At 57.4% G+C, this 17,310-nt stretch carries 16 protein-coding genes; 9 read left to right on the forward strand and 7 right to left on the reverse strand.

Annotated elements, in window-relative coordinates; genetic code table 11:
- The first annotated feature begins 16 nt into the window (after positions 1-16).
- The 8 genes from VNV36_RS07170 to VNV36_RS07205 all read left to right on the forward strand — a co-directional run bounded on the left by VNV36_RS07170 (position 17) and on the right by VNV36_RS07205 (position 9,701).
- Complete coding sequence (locus VNV36_RS07170; RefSeq protein ID WP_325717156.1) at positions 17-2,059, forward strand: type VI secretion system Vgr family protein; 2,043 nt, start codon at positions 17-19, stop codon at positions 2,057-2,059.
- 51 nt (positions 2,060-2,110) lie between these two features.
- Positions 2,111-4,816 carry a hypothetical protein gene (locus tag VNV36_RS07175; RefSeq protein ID WP_325717157.1) on the forward strand — a complete coding sequence of 902 codons (2,706 nt, stop codon included), beginning with the start codon at positions 2,111-2,113 and terminating at the stop codon, positions 4,814-4,816.
- A gap of 13 nt (positions 4,817-4,829) precedes the next feature.
- Positions 4,830-5,363, forward strand: a complete 534-nt coding sequence (locus VNV36_RS07180; RefSeq protein ID WP_325717158.1) for a hypothetical protein — start codon at positions 4,830-4,832, stop codon at positions 5,361-5,363.
- A 120-nt stretch (positions 5,364-5,483) separates the two neighbouring features.
- Positions 5,484-6,848, forward strand: coding sequence for a lysozyme inhibitor LprI family protein (locus VNV36_RS07185; protein WP_325717159.1), 1,365 nt, complete (start codon positions 5,484-5,486; stop codon positions 6,846-6,848).
- Positions 6,849-6,987: 139 nt separating this feature from the next.
- Positions 6,988-7,446 (forward strand): cell division protein, encoded by a 459-nt coding sequence (locus VNV36_RS07190; RefSeq protein WP_325717160.1) that lies wholly within the window; start codon positions 6,988-6,990, stop codon positions 7,444-7,446.
- A gap of 37 nt (positions 7,447-7,483) precedes the next feature.
- Positions 7,484-8,071 (forward strand): lysozyme inhibitor LprI family protein, encoded by a 588-nt coding sequence (locus tag VNV36_RS07195; protein WP_325717161.1) that lies wholly within the window; start codon positions 7,484-7,486, stop codon positions 8,069-8,071.
- A gap of 13 nt (positions 8,072-8,084) precedes the next feature.
- Complete coding sequence (locus VNV36_RS07200; protein WP_325717162.1) at positions 8,085-8,339, forward strand: hypothetical protein; 255 nt, start codon at positions 8,085-8,087, stop codon at positions 8,337-8,339.
- A 342-nt stretch (positions 8,340-8,681) separates the two neighbouring features.
- A complete protein-coding gene (locus tag VNV36_RS07205; protein WP_325717163.1) occupies positions 8,682-9,701 on the forward strand; it encodes a hypothetical protein in 1,020 nt (339 codons plus the stop codon).
- Positions 9,702-9,763: 62 nt separating this feature from the next.
- On the opposite strand, the gene VNV36_RS07210 is transcribed toward VNV36_RS07205, so the two are convergent.
- Positions 9,764-10,126 (reverse strand): DUF6124 family protein, encoded by a 363-nt coding sequence (locus tag VNV36_RS07210; RefSeq protein WP_325717164.1) that lies wholly within the window; start codon positions 10,124-10,126, stop codon positions 9,764-9,766.
- A 369-nt stretch (positions 10,127-10,495) separates the two neighbouring features.
- Here VNV36_RS07210 and VNV36_RS07215 point away from each other — a divergent pair, with 369 nt between their 5' ends.
- On the forward strand, positions 10,496-10,879 hold the full coding sequence (locus VNV36_RS07215) for a helicase (RefSeq protein WP_325717165.1): 384 nt from the start codon (positions 10,496-10,498) through the stop codon (positions 10,877-10,879).
- A gap of 148 nt (positions 10,880-11,027) precedes the next feature.
- On the opposite strand, the gene VNV36_RS07220 is transcribed toward VNV36_RS07215, so the two are convergent.
- The 6 genes from VNV36_RS07220 to exbB form a co-directional block, all read right to left on the reverse strand.
- Positions 11,028-12,428 (reverse strand): aminoacyl-tRNA deacylase and HDOD domain-containing protein, encoded by a 1,401-nt coding sequence (locus tag VNV36_RS07220; protein WP_325717166.1) that lies wholly within the window; start codon positions 12,426-12,428, stop codon positions 11,028-11,030.
- Positions 12,429-12,507: 79 nt separating this feature from the next.
- Positions 12,508-14,583 (reverse strand): ATP-dependent DNA helicase RecG, encoded by a 2,076-nt coding sequence (gene recG, locus VNV36_RS07225; protein WP_325717167.1) that lies wholly within the window; start codon positions 14,581-14,583, stop codon positions 12,508-12,510.
- 9 nt (positions 14,584-14,592) lie between these two features.
- Positions 14,593-15,522 carry a hydrogen peroxide-inducible genes activator gene (locus VNV36_RS07230; protein ID WP_325717168.1) on the reverse strand — a complete coding sequence of 310 codons (930 nt, stop codon included), beginning with the start codon at positions 15,520-15,522 and terminating at the stop codon, positions 14,593-14,595.
- A gap of 171 nt (positions 15,523-15,693) precedes the next feature.
- Positions 15,694-16,449 carry an energy transducer TonB gene (locus VNV36_RS07235; protein ID WP_325717169.1) on the reverse strand — a complete coding sequence of 252 codons (756 nt, stop codon included), beginning with the start codon at positions 16,447-16,449 and terminating at the stop codon, positions 15,694-15,696.
- Entirely contained in the window at positions 16,446-16,874 is a 429-nt protein-coding gene (exbD, locus tag VNV36_RS07240; protein WP_325717170.1) for a TonB system transport protein ExbD, read from the reverse strand. The genes VNV36_RS07235 and exbD overlap by 4 nt, the downstream gene beginning before the upstream one ends.
- A gap of 6 nt (positions 16,875-16,880) precedes the next feature.
- Positions 16,881-17,310: tonB-system energizer ExbB (gene exbB, locus VNV36_RS07245; protein WP_325717171.1), on the reverse strand; the 430-nt coding region annotated here is incomplete at its 5' end.

The following is a 17,310-nucleotide window of genomic DNA, read 5'->3' on the forward strand; positions in this document are numbered from 1 at the left end:
GAACAGGGAGCACACGATGTTCAACTCAGCTAACGCAACCCACTTCAGCCTCAAGGTCGAAGACTACGTCGGCGACCTGCAAGTGCTGTCGTTCACCGGCACCGAGGGCATCAGCCAGCCCTATCGCTTCGACCTCGAACTGGTCAGCGAAAACCCCGATCTGGACCTCGAGCAACTGCTGCACAAGCAGGCGTTTCTCGCGTTCGATCCACAGGGGTCGGGTATTCACGGACAGATCTACCGCGTCGCCCAGGGCGATGCCGGCAAACGCCTGACCCGCTACAAAGTGTCGATCGTGCCGCAACTGCAATACCTGCATCACCGCACCAACCAGCGCATCTACCAGCAGATGTCGGCGCCGAAAATCATCGCGCTGATCCTCGAAGAGCACGGCATCAAGAGTAACGCCTACAGCTTTCAGCTCAGCCAGCCGTGCCCGGATCGCGACTACTGCGTGCAGTACGACGAAACCGACCTGCATTTCGTCCAGCGCCTGTGCGAGGAGGAGGGCATTCATTACCACTTCCAGCACAGCGAAAAGGCTCATCTGCTGGTGTTCGGCGACGACCAGACCGTGTTCCAGAATCTCGGTCAGCCAACTGCCTATGTGCAGGGCAGCGGCATGGTCGCCGACGAGCCGGTGATCAAAGGCTTCAAACTGCGCCTGGAAACCCGCACCACCCGCACCACCCGCCGCGACTACGACTTCGAAAAACCGCGCCTGCAAATGGAAGCCGCGTACAAACCCGATGGCGACAGCACTGAACCGGATCTCGAAGATTACGACTACCCCGGCCGTTTCATCGACCGCGCACGCGGCAAGTTCCTCAGCCAGCGCGCCCTCGAACGCCACCGCGCCGACTACCGTCAGGCTGAAGGTCGCGGCGACCAGACCAGACTGGTCAGCGGCCACTTCATGGAAATGTCCGATCACCCACGCAGCGAGTGGAACGACCTCTGGCTGCTCACCGAAATCTTCCATGAAGGCAAACAGCCGCAAGTCCTCGAAGAAGGCGTGACCAGCGACACCACCAACGAAAAAGACGACTTCCACCAGGGCTACCGCAATCGCTTCCTCGCCACCCCGTGGGACGTGTTCTACCGCCCGGCCCTCGAACACCCGAAACCGCGCGTGCTCGGCAGCCAGACCGCCATGGTCACCGGCCCCAAAGGCGAAGAAATCCACTGCGACCAGTACGGCCGCATCAAGGTGCAATTCCACTGGGACCGCGAAGGCCTCGCCGACGACAAAACCAGCTGCTGGCTGCGGGTCTCCAGCTCCTGGGCCGGCGACCGCTACGGCGCCATCAGCATCCCGCGCATCGGCATGGAAGTCCTCGTCACCTTCCTCGAAGGCGACCCCGACCAGCCCCTCGTCACCGGCTGCCTGTACCACAAGGAAAACCCGGTGCCGTATGCACTGCCGGCGAACAAGACTCGCAGCGTGTTCAAGACGCTTAGTTCTCCGGGTGGGGGTGGGTACAACGAACTGCGCATTGAAGACAAGAAAGGTGCGGAGCAGATCTACATTCATGCCCAGCGGGATTGGGATGAGAACGTTGAGCATGATCAGAAGATTCGGGTTGGTAATGAACGTCATGACACGGTAGTGAAGAACACCTACACCGAGCTCAAGGCTGAAGAACACCGCACCACGATTGCCGACCGCAAGGTTGAAGCGAAGCTGGATGATCACCTGACAATTGGGCAGAACCAGCATGTGAAGCTGGGGACTGCGCAGCTCACCAGTGTGGGGAAAGAGATACACCTCAAGGCTGGGGACAAGATTGTTATCGAGGCGGGGACAGAGCTGACCATTCTTGGGGGTGGGAGCTTTATCAAGCTCGACGGCGGTGGGGTTACGGTGGTTGGGCCGGTGATCAAAATTAATGCTGGCGGTTCTGCGGGATCGGGCACTGGGATTGGGGTTAAACCGCCGGTGCTGCCGGGGGCGGCGGATAAGGATAAGGCGGGGAGTTTGATGGATCAGGCGTTGTTGAATGCGTCTGAGGAAAGGACCAAACGCAAACCGAAGCGCATGCTCAATTTTTCCGGGTAAGACATCGACGGCAATCCAAGCCACCAGGGATCAGAATTCAGGTAATTGGTAATGACAGAGACAACCAAGAAAGTAGAAAAATGGTCGTATCCCCTGAAAGTAGGGGCAGCAGGAGCGACGGATCCGCAGCAGTTTTATAAGGCTTTAGCCAATGCCAAAGATGGGTTCTATCCATTGGGGGCCAATGGCCTTTGGCATGGTGGTGTTCATTTCGATGAAGCCTCGGGTTTGGTAACTGACTTGGCGGAAGTTAAATGCATCGCTGACGGTGAAGTAGTCGCTTATCGCATTGACAGCACGTACCCGAAATCCGCTTATGATACGGCTGAGGCTGAGTTTTCGACCGGTTTTGTATTGGTTAAACACCGATTGGAAGCGCCGGTGCAACCAGCAACCCCAGCTCCTGCTGGATCGCCCGCTTCACCGCCAGCGGTTGGTCCAAGCCTGAACTTTTTCAGTCTTTACATGCATTTGTTGCAGTGGAAGAACTACGAAGAAACTCCAGCATTGTCGCGACCACCCTTTTGGGGTGGGGGTACGTTGCAAGTCAAAGCGTCGGCTGACGACGAAATCCTCGGTTTGCGTGTTCGTCAGGAACCGCGTGGCAAGTCAGGGTACGCAACCGTGTTAACGGTTTTGAGCCGCGGTACGATCGTCGAGACGGGTGAAGAAGAAAACGGCTGGCTTAAGGTGGTCAGCGTCACGCCCGCTAATACCGACCTCCAGCCCGGAACAGGCTGGGTATTCAAGAGGGAGATGACAGCCGGTTCGACACCCAATACTTACGTCATTGGTACCGCTGCAAAAGACCCAATGAATCCACCTCAGAAAGGTCTCGTTGTTCGTGCTACTGCGAGCCAGTCAGGCGCTGCAAAAGCCATTTTGCCCCACGGCACACAAGTCAGGATCGGGAGCGACGGGACGCGAGGCAAATACCAGAAACTGTTGGAAATTGTCAGCGGGAATGCTGTTCCACCGTTGGCTCCTGCTGAGGTGCTCGGTTATGTCTGGGAGGGGCAACTTGAAGCCAAAAGTGAGCCTGCCGAAAAGGACGCTGTGCATATCCTGACAACTCCATTCCCGATTACAGCGGGGAGTCTGATCGGCCATGTGGGGAAATATCAAAACCATTCGGATTCGGCCCCGAAGAATTTATTGCACGTTGAGGTGTTTAGCTGCGAAGACGTAAAGGCATTTACCGGACTGAGTAAAGAAAAAGCTGCGGGGTTGCCTGCGGCTGGAAAAACGCTCGTAAAAATTCCAAAAGACAGCGTGTTGGTCACTCACACGCAAGGAATGAGCGCAACAAATCCTCCTAAGGTGACCGATCCCCACAAAAAAGTTGGATATGACTTCTTTGTCCCAGTCGGAGTGTTGGACGCGCTACCAGCGGAAAAAAAGATCAAAGTTCCTGTTGTTATGGGGGGAACCACCACCTACACGCTTTGGTGGCGTCTGGATGGATTGCTTGGTGATGCAGAGGGGAATGAAATTAGCGGGTGGTTTGCAGAGCCGGATACTGCGTTGTCACGCCATTCTCCTTTTGAGTGGGAAGGTTTCAGCTTTATAGATGAGGCTGGAAGCAACGTAGATCATTTGGCCGCGTTTCTTCATGCACAGGAAGGCCTTAGTGAGGAAGAGCAAGCTAACTACCAGCCTAATATCGGTAATGCCGAAGAAGGTTCTACAAAGCAAAAGCTTTACAAAGTTCTAGACAGAAACGGTGATAAAAAGCTCACGCCTTCGGAAATAAAAGAGGCTTTGAGTAAACCATGGTTCGCACAGCCGATTTCTCAGATGGTTACGCGCTATGAAAACGAGTGGCAATTCAAACAAGAAAAATGGGATTCTCTGGATGAGTTGATGGGCCATAGTGAATCAGAGCCACATAATGAATGGATTGAAGAAAAGGCAAGAATCAAGAAGTTGAGTTGGTGGGACGAGCTTGCCGGGAAATATGGAATTACCAGTGATAATAATGTTCAGCATATTCACCCGATTGCGCTTGTTGGAAATTTCACTGCACCGCGTGATCTGATCACCTTGGAAATGCTTAGGGCCGCTAACCCAGCAGGGGCTGAAACACATCACTCGAATATTTTGCCGTATCTCAATAAGTATGCTGCGGCGTACAAGCTCGAGCAACCCAAAGCAATTGCGCATTTTCTCTCCCAAGTTGGCCATGAAAGTCAATTCAGGATTATTGAAGAGGGATTGAATTACAGTGCCCGGCAAATGAAAAAAACCTATGGTTGCAGACGGCATAACAATGTGAATGGCTATAATGAGCAAACGGATAGCTGCGATTTTGGTGTGTTGAGAAGCAAGCTTTGGTCAGAAACTAGTCATTACGCGATGAATGCTGAAAATCTTGCCAGTTACGTTTACGCGGATCGGATGGGGAATGGCAATGAGGCGAGTCGAGACGGTTATCGATATCGTGGCCGGGGAATGCTGCAGGTAACCGGAAAATCCGAGTATCAACGGTTTACCAATGTGCATAACCAGCGGAACCCGTCGGATATTCAGGATTTCGTGGCAAATCCGGATCTGTTGATCTCCTCGACCGAATACGGTGTTGAGTCCGCTTTCGTCTTCTGGTTTACCAAAACTGGGCAGGGAGGCACTAAGTTGTGCGAAGTCGCCAAGACAGGCAGTGTGGCCGACGTGACGCAAATGGTGAATGGCGGCCAGAACGGATATGCAGACAGGAACAGTAGATTTCAAGCACTCGCTGCGCTCATGAATATTAACTAAGAGGTCATTTTTCATGCTCCGTTTTTTCATATTTGCTTTGGTTTCTCTTCTAGCAAACCTCAGTAGCGCTCAAGATGCCGACTATCTTCAGGGTCAGGTGATACAGGGGCCGTTTAAAACTGATGTTATAAAAGGTGGGGAGTTATCATTCCTTCAGACGAGGAGCGAGGAGTTTCCGGTTTCTTTGGTTCTTGATGTTGAAGTCGACGGTGCAAAAAATAGGAGTCTTGTCGATAAGTACGATGTGGCTGGGTCAGATCCAAAAATCGAGTCGATCTTCTTTTATCCTGTAAAAGGTAAGAAAAACGTGCTTGTTTTAGTCTCTTGGGAAATTACCAGTAGGGGAATTGGAACATACGGAACCCTTTATCAGGTTTATGGGTATGAAAAAAGTACGGACAATAAACTGGTTGTGAATAAACTTGTCAGGTTTGATAGGAATTTGAGCGGGATGGAAGGTTATCAAGAAGGCGAGGAGCAACATTTTTCATATGTTAATGCAGGTTTGATAAAGGCCTATTTCAAGAAAATCAATGGCACTAAATAGCAATAGTTTGCGGGGGGGGGTTCACTTAATAAGGAAAGGCGACGCTTTAATACTATGCGCAAAAATGGTTTTTGCCTAATTCGCCAACCGCAAAGCCTGTACCACTCAAGGATGAACACAGTGAACCGTTTCGTTTTAACCCTGCTGGCCGCATTGCTGCCGGCTTCAGCTGCCTATGCGCAGGACGACTGCAGCCATGTCACCTCAAGTCTGGAAATGGTGCCGTGCTCGGAGGCGGCGAAAAGGGCTGCCGATGCGCAGTTGAATGTCAGCTACAAGCAGTTGATGTCGCGACTTGAGTCTGACTATCGAGCAGATCCGGCGTTGGGTGCGGAGTACGCTGCGAAGGTTAAAGAGTCGCAGCGAGCGTGGTTGAAGTTGCGCGATGCGAACTGCCCTTTGGAGGCATTTGAGATCGAAACGGGGATGCCGGCGCATGTGGTCGCGGTTAACTCGTGCATCGCCAGAATGAGTCGCGAGCGCTCGGCGTATCTGGAGAAGATCGCCCCTGCTCTTGCATCCGACAAAAACGCTTCGACGGCTCCCACCAGCGACGCTTGCCCCTCGGGGGAGTTCGCGCCTTTCCTTGCGGCGTTTTCCGCCAACAGTGAATCGCAACGCCGTCTGACTGCAATGACGGTCAAGTCGCTGGTGTTGAAACCGGTAGCTGGGAAGGATCGACGTACCTTTGAGCCTTCGACCTCGGGTGTCAGTGGAACAACCTTCACCTATCCGCTGATGGCTGCAATCACGCCCGGCAAGACACCTGGGGTCGAGATTGAAGAGGTTGATGACAGTCACGTCAACGTGGTGGATAAACGGGCCGGCAACAGCAATATCAAGATCTTCAACTTCTCTCGTCAGGCATGTTGGGTGCTTGAGGGGATTGAGGATTGGTCGGTCAGCGAGAAGGATCTTGTCGCAACGGATAACCCGGGAATGAGCCGCGCCGAAAACTTTTGTTATCAGCGTGCAGAAGCGTTGGGTGGGCTGGGGTCTCTTGAGCAATACCGGCTGACTGCGGAGCTGATTGAAGCGTCGCTGGAAAATTTTGTGTGTGCTGCAGAGTCGGGTGATGCACAGGCGAGCCTGTCGGCGGCGAGCCTGAGTCTTTCGCAAATGGCATCTCAGTTGGAAACCCCTAAGGTTGAGGCTTTGTTCAAAGCGGCTTCGAAAATACCAAAGGGTGCGCTGGGCTATGCGGCGTTTCTTTGTTCAGGAAACTCCACCGACTATAACGGCCCTTGCCTTCATCCCAAGCAGGCTGAAGAGCAGGTTATTCGAGCGATTACCATGGGCTCCACAGACGCGATGAATTATCTGGCTTCTACCTTTGAAGCAGGCGAGTGGGGAACGAAGGATATGTCTCGAGCGTTAGCCTGTTATCAAATGGCGGCTGACAAAGGTGATCAGCTGGGCCTCTTCAACGTGGGGCGATTGGGATCGTCAGCCACGGCGCCGGTCAAAGCCAGCCACTGCATTTGAATGTCGACGGCCTATTTGAGGCGGTTTTGCACAAGTTTTTTCTGAATTCCTCACGCTAAAACGTTTAATGCTTGAGCATCTGACGACCCCGATTTTCCTTTAAACTTCCCACCCCCAAGGAACGCGCTCAGGATACGGAATGCCAGCCCCTTCTTCCTCGATTCGCCCAGCGTTGGTGCTTTGGCTATATGCCGCTGCGCTCACCCACATCCTCGCCGGTCTTACCCTGACCTGGGCTGGTGACTCCGGCTTGCTCGATGGCTACCTGCAAGTCCTCGAACTGTCGTTCTGGGGCACCGATGCGGTACCTATCGCCGGCCACGAACAACAAGTCTGGTGGCTCGCGCTGTTCGGCGCGACGCTGCAAAGTTATTCGCTGTACATGCTCGCATTGGTGCATCTGGGCAATCGCCTCAAAGTGCCGGCAGTCTGGGGATGGTTGATCGCCGGCATCCTGTTATGGGCGCCGCAGGACATGTGGCTCTCCGCGCAACAACAGGTCTGGTCACACGTGTGGCTAGATGGTTTTGCGTTGCTGGTGTTGTTGCCGCCGCTTATCTGGCTCTACGTCCACGACCGCCAGAAAGCACAGCAATAACGGCGCACTGGTATATTGGCAACGAAGGAGTTAAAGCGTGCAAGGATTCCCGATTCTTCTCGGCTGCTTGCTATTGGCAGCCTCTTCCCTGGCAATAGCGGCAGAGAGGTGCAACCCAGACAGTTTTTCCAACCCGGACTTGATCACCTGCGGCCAGCAAACCTACAAGAAAGTCGATGGCGTCTTGAACGAGCAATACAAAAAAACGCTGTCGACTCTGGCTCCTGCAGAGCAAAACCATCTCAGAGATGTGCAAAAGGACTGGGTGCGCTTCAAAGAGTCGTTTTGCGAGGAGCTTTGTCAATCCACTTTGCCGGGCGCCGAGGCGCCAATCGAGAGGCTTGGGTGTCTGGTGCAGACGACCAATGCTCGGCTGGGAGAGTTGATCGCTCTACAGACGGGCTTACCGCTGGATGGTTTTTACAAAGCGGCATCTGCGATTGCAGGGAAGGATCGCGAGATAAATTTAGCCGCCGCAATCGAGCGGTTGGGAGGGGATGAGCTCGATGATCCGCTTTGGAAGAAGTACGCAGATGGGCACTGTGAGATGGCTGGCCGTCTGTTGCGTGAAGACGTCGGCAACTGCGCGGTGAGGATGCGCTTTCAGTTACCAATAAACCGCTAAAGGAATATTCGGTTTGAAATTTTCGTCTGCATTGTTTTTCGCGTTGTTCGCTTTCGTTCCTATGGCGGCCCATAGCGAGGTTACGACCGAGGTTTTTTGCTTCCGCTCCTACGAAGGCAAGCCCATCAATTTTGAGTTCAGAGCTTATTACGACTCTGTCGCCCAATGGAGCGGTGCCAGCGTCAAGTACAGCAAGTCGAAGAAGGCTATCGGGCTGGTTCACCGTAACACTGAGCAAGAAGAGCTTGCGTATGGCCGCCCTTATTAGTACACGACGACTTGGGTTGAAGTGGTAGATGGCGCACTGGCAGGTGAGTATCAGATGGTCACTCAGGGTGGCCGTGTTGATGCGATGACGTATACGAATTACAGATCCGCAAAGAAGTATTCGTTTGAAAACGATTACAACGTGGATTCGAAACCTGAAACAGGTTGCCAATGGTGAGGCACGGAATAATCACGAAGGGGGTTTAACGCCCATTTTTTCATATTCAATCAGGCCGTTGAATCATAAGCAGGAGGCGAGTTGAGAAGATTAGCTTTGGTCGCATTATTGCTGTGCTCTTTCTCTGTGGCAGCGGGGCCAATGTTCCCGTCCCTCAAGTCCTGCATGGACGCTGACAGCAATTGCGCATTGGCGCTGAGAGACAACGTTCTTGTGGACGCAAAATCCGGACACCGTCTCTCCGAGGAGGCTGAATCGGCCGGAGCGATGAGTGGTTTCTGGCTGTATCGAGATGGCGAGCGATACATCCTGGAGAACGAAAACTACTCCCAGGCAAAGTCCCGCCGTTGGCTGGTTTTTACCTACAAAAACGGGACAGTAGTTCTCGACGGCGCCTATATCTTCTCGATAGACATCAATTTGAAAACCGGGCCCTACTGGCACGGCTACGACTGTCGAGGTGATGCCAAGTCGTTCGCAGTGCCAACGAAAGAACCCTTCAGTGATGTCGCCTTGGAGGCGTTGTGCGGTGGTGCTGAGGGCTGGGTGGTCTCAGGAAATGACAAGGCAGTGCCCGTATCCGCCAAGGGGCTGGCCGTCAGTGTTCCCGTTTACCACGACAGCATCCGTGACGGTTCAGCGACGTACCTGTTTACTGAAAGCGATGTTCCGGATCTTTCGAAACTGGTGTGTTTGTCCAATTGCGCCGATGTCACTCAAACAGCAGAACGTGTTTCGCAAGAAACAGCGCCATTGCAGGGCGGGCAGGAGGGAACGTTGTGCTCGGATGACGAAGATATTTACTTCAGTTGCCCGCTGCAGGGTGGCAAGACGGTTTCGATTTGTGCGCAAGGGAACAGCAAACCCACGGCCGGTTCTGTTCAGTATCGATATGGTGTTCCGGGAAAAATAGAGATGGTCTATCCGAAGACAGCTTCGCCGCCCAAGGGCAAATTCTTCGTTGTGGATGCGTCGGATGGCAGCGTGAACCTGAACATCATCAAGTTCAAAAGCGGCGCTTATACCTACCTCGTTAATCAGGCGTTCGTGAGTTATCTCTCTGTACTCAAGGGCGACAAGGTCGTATTTCGACAGTCTTGTAATGCGGGTGGTAACGCGTACATCCGCCGCGCGGCGATGGTCGGCTTGGAAGCACGTTCAAAAAGTGCAGAAGACTTTCGCTAGTAGTTATTGCCGAGTAACAGCAAAGGGGACTCAACGTCCCCTTTTTTCATCCGCTAATCTCGCTAAGGCTTCGCCGCCACGCTTCGCACTTCAATCTGGTCGAGCGTCCCTTCCACCATCAATCTCACTCCGTCCGCCATTCTGCTCAATGCCAGTGCAACCGGGCGGCGTGAGCCGTCTATGTCGTCCGCAAGATCCGCAGCGATGATGCTGATGGACAGCAGGTCTTCCGAGGCGTTGGCCAAGAGGGCTTCGGCGTCGATGTCCTGGTTCAGGCTGAACAGGCCTTCACGGCGAGGGGCCTGAGAGAGGTCAGATTTGCCGAAGTGGTGATCGAGGGCGCGTTCGGCGGCTTCATGTAGTTTTCTTGAATCGAAGGATTCGTAGGGGGAGGTGTCCTCGGTGCTGGTAGTTGAATTGGTCATCGGTGTAAATCCCTTGGAGTAAGAAGAAATTGCTCCCGAATTCGGACTTGCACATCCGTTCACCGAATACCCCGATGACGCAGGAAGCCTATCGGTGATCTTCAAGCTCGCCTAGTTCATGGACCGCCCCGCACTTCGCAGGAAATTTCCCATACATCCGCGGGCCGGGAGATCAAAAGATCGCAGGCTTCGCCAGCTCCTACAGGGATGTGTTTCAACAGGTGTAGGACGTTGCTTGCGGAATCGTGACTTGGCGGTCATCGTGCGGGAAATGGTCTGCATCCTCTTCCAACAGCGGCAGAGACTGGTGTTATCGTTCGAATCCCTTACACTGCCCCGGCCGTTCATTTTCCTTTTGAGGCTGTGCGCATGAAATTTCGTTTTCTTCTGTGGATGATGGGTCTGTTGATGGCTAAGGCCAGCCGAACAAATCCTGCGTTCCAGCAGCAGTTGGGCGACAAGGATCTGGTGTTTCAGCTGCAGACGCTGGATGGGAAAGTGGCGCGGCATTTTGTGGTCAAGGGTCAGCGCATCACCAGCAAGTCCGGCGTGGTGGCGGAGCCGGCGTTTGCGATTGCGTTTAAAGATGCCGGTTATGGCTTTGCCACGATGCAGGCGAAGAACAAGCAGTTGGCGTTTATGCAGGGGATTCAGGACAAGTCGATCCAGCTCAAGGGTAATCCGGCGCTGGTGATGTGGTTTCAGGGATTGATGAAGTATTTGAAGCCGAGGAAGGCCAAGCCCAAGGCTTGAGTAGAAGGGTTGTTGTGGCGAGGGAGCAAGCTCCCTCGCCACAAGGGTTTCACTGAGCCAGTTGGACCGAGTTGGATTCTTCGCGAGCAGGCTCGCTCCCACAGAAGGTCACCGAAACCATGTGGGAGCAAGCTTGCTCGCGAAGTTTTCAGCTCTGGCTGAACTGCGAGGCCAGTTCACGCAGCAGGACTTCAGCCTCAAGCACTTTGCTGACGACGTCGTTGGCCTTGTCGCGAGTCAGACCGACACGCTCCAGCAGCGCATCGGGAATATCTTCATCCGGGCCGGAGCCAATCCCGCGGCTGCGCAGCAGGCGCACGGCCAGGCAGACGAGGTTCGGGTATTCGGCATAGGCGCCGTCGTAGCTTGGGTCGTGCTGGAAGCGCAGGGCGGTGGCCAGCTCATCCGGCATGTCCCAGTAGCGCATCAGCCACGAGCCGATCTGTTCGCGGCTGATACCGAGCAGGTGTTGCTCGATGTAGCTGTGGCACAGGTGCGGGTTGACCTCCAGGTGACGGCAGATCAGCGAGAAGTGCGGCGGGAACACGTGGGCCAGCAGCAGATAACCGAAGTTGTGCAGCAGACCGGCTAGATAGGTCAGGCCGGCTTCCGGGCGCTGAGCGCGCGGCATGGCGCGGGTCAGGCCTTCGATGACGGCGGCGGTGTAGATCGATTGCTGCCAGTACGGCGTGGTGTGTTGTGGGTGGTCTTTGGGCAGGCTCAGGGTCTTGCCGAGGGCCAGGCCAAGCGCCAGGTTGATCACCAGATCGAAGCCCAATACGCGGACGATTGCGTCTTCTACTGAACGAATCTTGCCCGGCGAGGCGTAGTACGGCGACGCCGCCCAGCTCACCACTTGCGCGGCCAGCGCCGGGTCGGTTTCGACCACGCCGGTGATGTCGTCGATGGTGGCGTTCGGATCAACGCGCAATTTGATGATTTTTTGCGCGGTTTCAGCCAGCGGCGGAATCTCGATGGTCGATTCCAGACGCTGCTGAATGCGCCGCGCGGTGAACGCCTGCACAGCCTGGGTGATTTCCTCGCGGTCATCGTCGGGGCGGTCGAGGTTGGGGCGGATGCTGCTCAGGGCTTCGCCGAAGTTGGCGGCGCTGGCCTTGGTGAGCATGGTCTTGAAGTCTTCGCTGGTGATTTCCAGAAGCAGGCCCGGTTCGCCGGAGTTGATCAACAACTTCGGCTCGCGCAGCAGGCTTTCTTCGTAGAGGCACGGCGAACTGGTCAGCGCCGGCAGGCCCGGCAGCAGGCTCAGGTTGTGTTTGCCGAGCATCTTTTCCAGTCGCTCGGTGGACACGGCGGTCAGGCGGCGGCCAGTCAGTTCGGCGAGGCGATTGAGATCCAGCAACTGGCTCTGCGCAAACAGCACCATCAGCGCGCCCACGGCATCGTCCAGCAACACGGCTTGGACCTTGCGCGAGGCATTCAGGCCGTGGTGCTCGAGCACTTCTTCGTAGGCGATGCCCAGCTTGCCGAGCAACAGCCGAATGACAGATGGCGCGTGCGGGGATTCGGGGGCGAGAGCGGCTTCAGTCATGGTCTGTATCCGTTTTTGAAACAATGGCAGGAGTATAACCAGCTTGATCGCAAGGTTCTGTCAGAAACTGCGACCGTGCTCACACTTGGCCGTATTGCTGCCCATGCCGCAGCCAGCGGTCGAGCAACGGGCTGACGTGGGTAGGCCAGCGCTCCAGTAAGGCTTGCGCGGCGTCGCGGACGGCGGGCAGGAGGTCGGCATCGCGCATCAGGTCGGCAACCTTGAATTGCAGCAGGCCGGTCTGGCGCGTACCGAGCATTTCCCCGGGGCCGCGCAGTTCGAGGTCTTTTTCGGCGATGACGAAACCGTCGTTGGTCTCGCGCATGATGCCCAGGCGCTGGCGACCGATCTGCGACAGCGGCGGATGGTAAAGCAGCACGCAGTGACTGGCCGCGCTGCCCCGGCCGACACGACCGCGCAACTGGTGCAACTGCGCAAGACCGAGGCGCTCAGGGTTTTCGATGATCATCAGGCTGGCGTTGGGCACGTCGACGCCGACTTCGATCACCGTAGTCGCCACCAGCAGTTGCAGGTTGCCGGCCTTGAACTCGGCCATGACGGCAGCTTTCTCCACCGGTTTCATGCGCCCGTGGATCAGCCCGACCTTCAATTCGCCAAGGGCGGCGGTGAGGTCTTCGAAAGTGGTTTCGGCGGCCTGGCAGGTCAGCTCTTCGGATTCTTCAATCAGCGTGCACACCCAATAGGCCTGACGACCTTCGGCGCAGGCGCTGCGTACCCGTTCGATGACTTCGACGCGGCGGGTGTCGGTAACCAGCACGGTGTTGACCGGGGTTCGCCCGGGCGGCAGTTCGTCGAGGATCGAGGTGTCGAGGTCGGCGTAGGCACTCATCGCCAGCGTCCGCGGAATCGGCGTGGCGGTCATGATCAGCTGGTGCGGGCACATGCGCCCGCCGACGCCTTTCTGCCGTAGCGCCAGGCGCTGCTGTACACCGAAGCGGTGCTGTTCGTCGATGATCACCAGCGCGAGGTTCTTGAACTGCACTTCGTCCTGGAACAGCGCGTGGGTGCCGACCACCATCGGCGTGCCGCTGGCGATCTGCTCCAGCGCGGCGACGCGGTTCTTGCCCTTGAGCTTGCCGGCCAGCCATGCGACCTCAATACCCAGCGGTTCGAGCCAGCGCTTGAAGGTGATGAAGTGCTGTTCGGCAAGAATCTCGGTCGGCGCCATCAGTGCGACCTGGTAGCCGGCCTCCAGTGCTTGCAGCGCAGCGAGGGCCGCGACAACGGTTTTGCCCGCGCCGACGTCGCCCTGAATCAGCCGCAGCATCGGTTCATGCTGACTGAGGTCGTAGGCGATTTCGTTGCCGACACGCTGTTGCGCGCCGGTCGGGTTGAAGCCGAGGTTCTTCAGGTATTCAGGTGGCAGCTTCGTGGCTTTCGGCATCGCCGGCGCGCGCAGCGAACGCATGCTCTCGCGCAGACGTTGTTGCGACAGTTGATGCGTGAGCAATTCTTCGAAGGCCAGACGATGCTGCGCCCAGTGATGACCGAGGGCGAGTTCATCGACGTCGGCATCGGCGGGCGGGTTGTGCAGGTAGCGGATCGCATCGGCCAGCGGCGCCAGTTGATAGTCGCGGGCGAGCTCGGTCGGCAGCCAGTCGGGCAGCGTGCTCGGCTTGAGCAGCGTCAGGGTCTGCATGCACAACTGGCGCAGGCGCTGTTGGGTCAGACCTTCGGTGAGCGGGTAGACCGGGGTCAGGGTTTCATCCACCGGCGGCGGTTCGTCGCCGGTGATCGCGCGGTATTCCGGGTGGTAGATCTCCAGCCCCGAAGCACCGGGCCGGGCCTCGCCGTAGCAGCGAACCCGGGTGCCACGCTTGAGGCCTTCTTTCTGCGCGTTGCTGAAATGGTAGAAGCGCAGACTGAGACCGCCGGTGCCGTCCTGCAAACGCACCACGAGGCTGCGGCGCCGGCCCATGACCACGTCGGCGCCGCTGACGGTGCCTTCGACCACCGCGTCCTGCCCCGGCCGCAACGCGCCGATCGGCACCACGCGAGTGCGATCCTGATAACGCAGCGGCAGGTGGAACAGCACGTCCTGCAGATTCTCCAGGCCGACCTTGGCCAGTTTCTCGGCCATGGCTTCGCCGACACCCTTGAGTGCCGTCACCGACACTTGCGACAGCTCCGTCATGACACTCGTTTAACCGGCCGTAACCGGCGCGGCAGGCTTGGCCACCGAGCACAGGCGAATGGAGTCGGCGAGAATCTCGATAGCTTTGGGCCGCGGGAAGCTGGCGCGCCAGGCAATCGCCACGGTGCGGAATGGTACCGGTGCGGACAACGGACGCACTTCGATCACGCCGGGGGCGTAGTGATGGCTGTCCACCGCTGACAACGGCAGGATCGAGATGCCCAGGCCGGACGCGACCATGTGGCGAATGGTTTCCAGCGAGCTGGACTCGACCGTAGTGTGCTTGGCGCCGTCGTTGCCCTTGGTCAGGGTCGGGCAGGCTTCGAGCACCTGATCGCGGAAGCAGTGGCCTTCACCGAGCAGCAACAGGCTCTTGTCGTTGAGCAGACCGGCGTCGATGGACTCCTTTTTGGTCCACGGGTGCTGGGCCGGCATCAACACGTAGAACGGCTCGTCGTACAGCGGCAGGGTCAGCACGTCGGCTTCGTTGAACGGCAGGGCGATGATGATCGCGTCGAGCTCACCGTTGCGCAGTTTGTCGCGCAGCACGTGGGTGAAGTTTTCTTCGATGTACAACGGCATCTGCGGGGCGACCCGGTGCAGTTGTGGAATAAGGTGCGGGAAAAGGTACGGGCCGACGGTGTAGATCGCGCCGACTTTCAGCGGGGCGGTCAGCTGGTTCTTGCCGGCCTGGGCCAGTTCGCGAATGCCTTGGGCCTGTTCCAGGACTTTCTGCGCCTGGGCAACGATGCCTTCGCCGACCGGAGTCAGGCGCACGGCGCTTTTGCTGCGCTCGAAAATCAGCACACCGAGTTCGTCTTCAAGTTTCTTCACGCCCACCGACAGCGTCGGCTGACTGACGTGGCAACGCTCGGCGGCATGGCCGAAGTGCTGTTCTTGGGCGAGGGTAACGATGTAGCGTAATTCTGTGAGGGTCATAGCAAGCGTCCATGAAGATGCGCGCCAAGCATACCGGCTGCAATCGATAGACGCACGTTATCAGAGTGGGGGCGTGGTGTGACACTGTCCAATGTCTGTTGGGTGGTTGCTGGATATGAAAAAGGCATCTTTCGATGCCTTTTTGTCGGTTGTAAGCATTGTGGCGAGGGACTAGCGCCGACGCTTGTCGATGGAGTACACAAACGGTGCCGTCAGTTCGACCGTGCCGTTGGTCAGCAGATCGGCCGGTGGCTTGGGCAGCGGTTGGGCGCGGCGGATCATTTCCAGGGTGGCGCGGTCCAGGGAGTCCGTGCCGGAGCTGCCCACCAGTTCGAACGACAACACGTTACCTTCGGCATCCACCACGAAACGCAGACGGTTCGTGCCTTCCTTGTTCATCTGCTGGGCCCTGGGCGGGTATTTCTTGTATTTGGCCAGGTGCGCCAGCAGCGTACCTTGCCAATTGGCCTTGGCAGCCGATTGCGCGGGCGACGGGCCGGGGGCCGGTTGCGCGGATTTCTCGGTCGGTGCCGGGGTGGGCGGAGTGTCGCTTGGCTTCTGCTCCGACGGTACTTCCTTGGGCGGCTCCGGTTTTTTTTCCACCGGCTTGGGCTTGGGCGGTTGGGGCTTCGGCTTGGGCTTGACCGGTTTGGGCACGGCAATCTCGGCTTTCGGTGCTTCGGCCAGTTTCGGCAGCGGCAGCTCTTCGACCGGCTCCGGAGGTTGCGGCGGTGTGACGACTTTTGGCGGTGCCGGTGGTGGCGGTGCCGGAACCGGTGCCAGCTCGACCATCATCGCCTGGGGAGGCAACTCGATGGGCGGGCGGGACGTCCAGTTCAGCGCCAGCGCGATGGCGAGCGCGTGCACGCCCAGCACCACGGCCAGGCTACCGCTGTAACGCGTCAGCTTTTGGCGCGTCGTGATCATTTCTGCCGCGCCGTCTCGAGTCCGACCAGGCCGACCTTCAAGTAACCGGCGGCGCGCAGGGCGTCCATCACGTTCATCAGGTCGCCGTAGTCCACGCCCTTATCGGCCTGGAAGAAAATCGTCGTGTCCTTCTTGCCCTGGGTCTTGGCGTCGAGGGTCGCGCCGAGGCTTTCGGTCTTGACCTCGTCTTCGCCGAGGAACAGACGCTGGTCGGCCTTGACGCTCAGGAACACCGGTTTTTCCGGGCGTGGTGATGGCTTGGCCGTCGAGGCCGGCAGATCAACCTTGATGTCCACGGTGGCGAGCGGGGCGGCGACCATGAAGATGATCAGCAGCACCAGCATCACGTCGATGAACGGCGTGACGTTGATTTCGTGGTTCTCGGCCAGATCGTCGTCTGCGCCTTCTTTCAAATGCAGGCCCATGGCCGATTACCCCACTTTCACCATGTGCGGTTGCGAGCCGCGCTCGGGCGGCAGGTGGTCGAGGTCGCGGCTGACCAGCAGCAGGACTTCTGCCGAGGCGTCGGACACCTGGGCCTTGTAGCCGGCAATGGAGCGGGCGAAGACGTTGTAGATGACCACGGCCGGGATGGCCGCGACCAGGCCGAGCGCGGTCGCCAGCAGGGCTTCGGCGATGCCGGGGGCGACGACGGCGAGGTTGGTGGTCTGGGTCTTGGCGATGCCGATGAAGCTGTTCATGATCCCCCAGACGGTGCCGAACAGGCCGACGAACGGCGCGGTGGAACCGATGGTGGCGAGCACGCCGGTGCCGCTGCTCATGTTGCGGCCACAGGCGGCGACCAGGCGTTCGAGGCGGAAGCTCACGCGTTCCTTGATGCCTTCCTTCTCGCGGCTGTTG

The organism is Pseudomonas sp. (genome assembly GCF_035554175.1).
Classification (GTDB): Bacteria; Pseudomonadota; Gammaproteobacteria; order Pseudomonadales; family Pseudomonadaceae; genus Aquipseudomonas.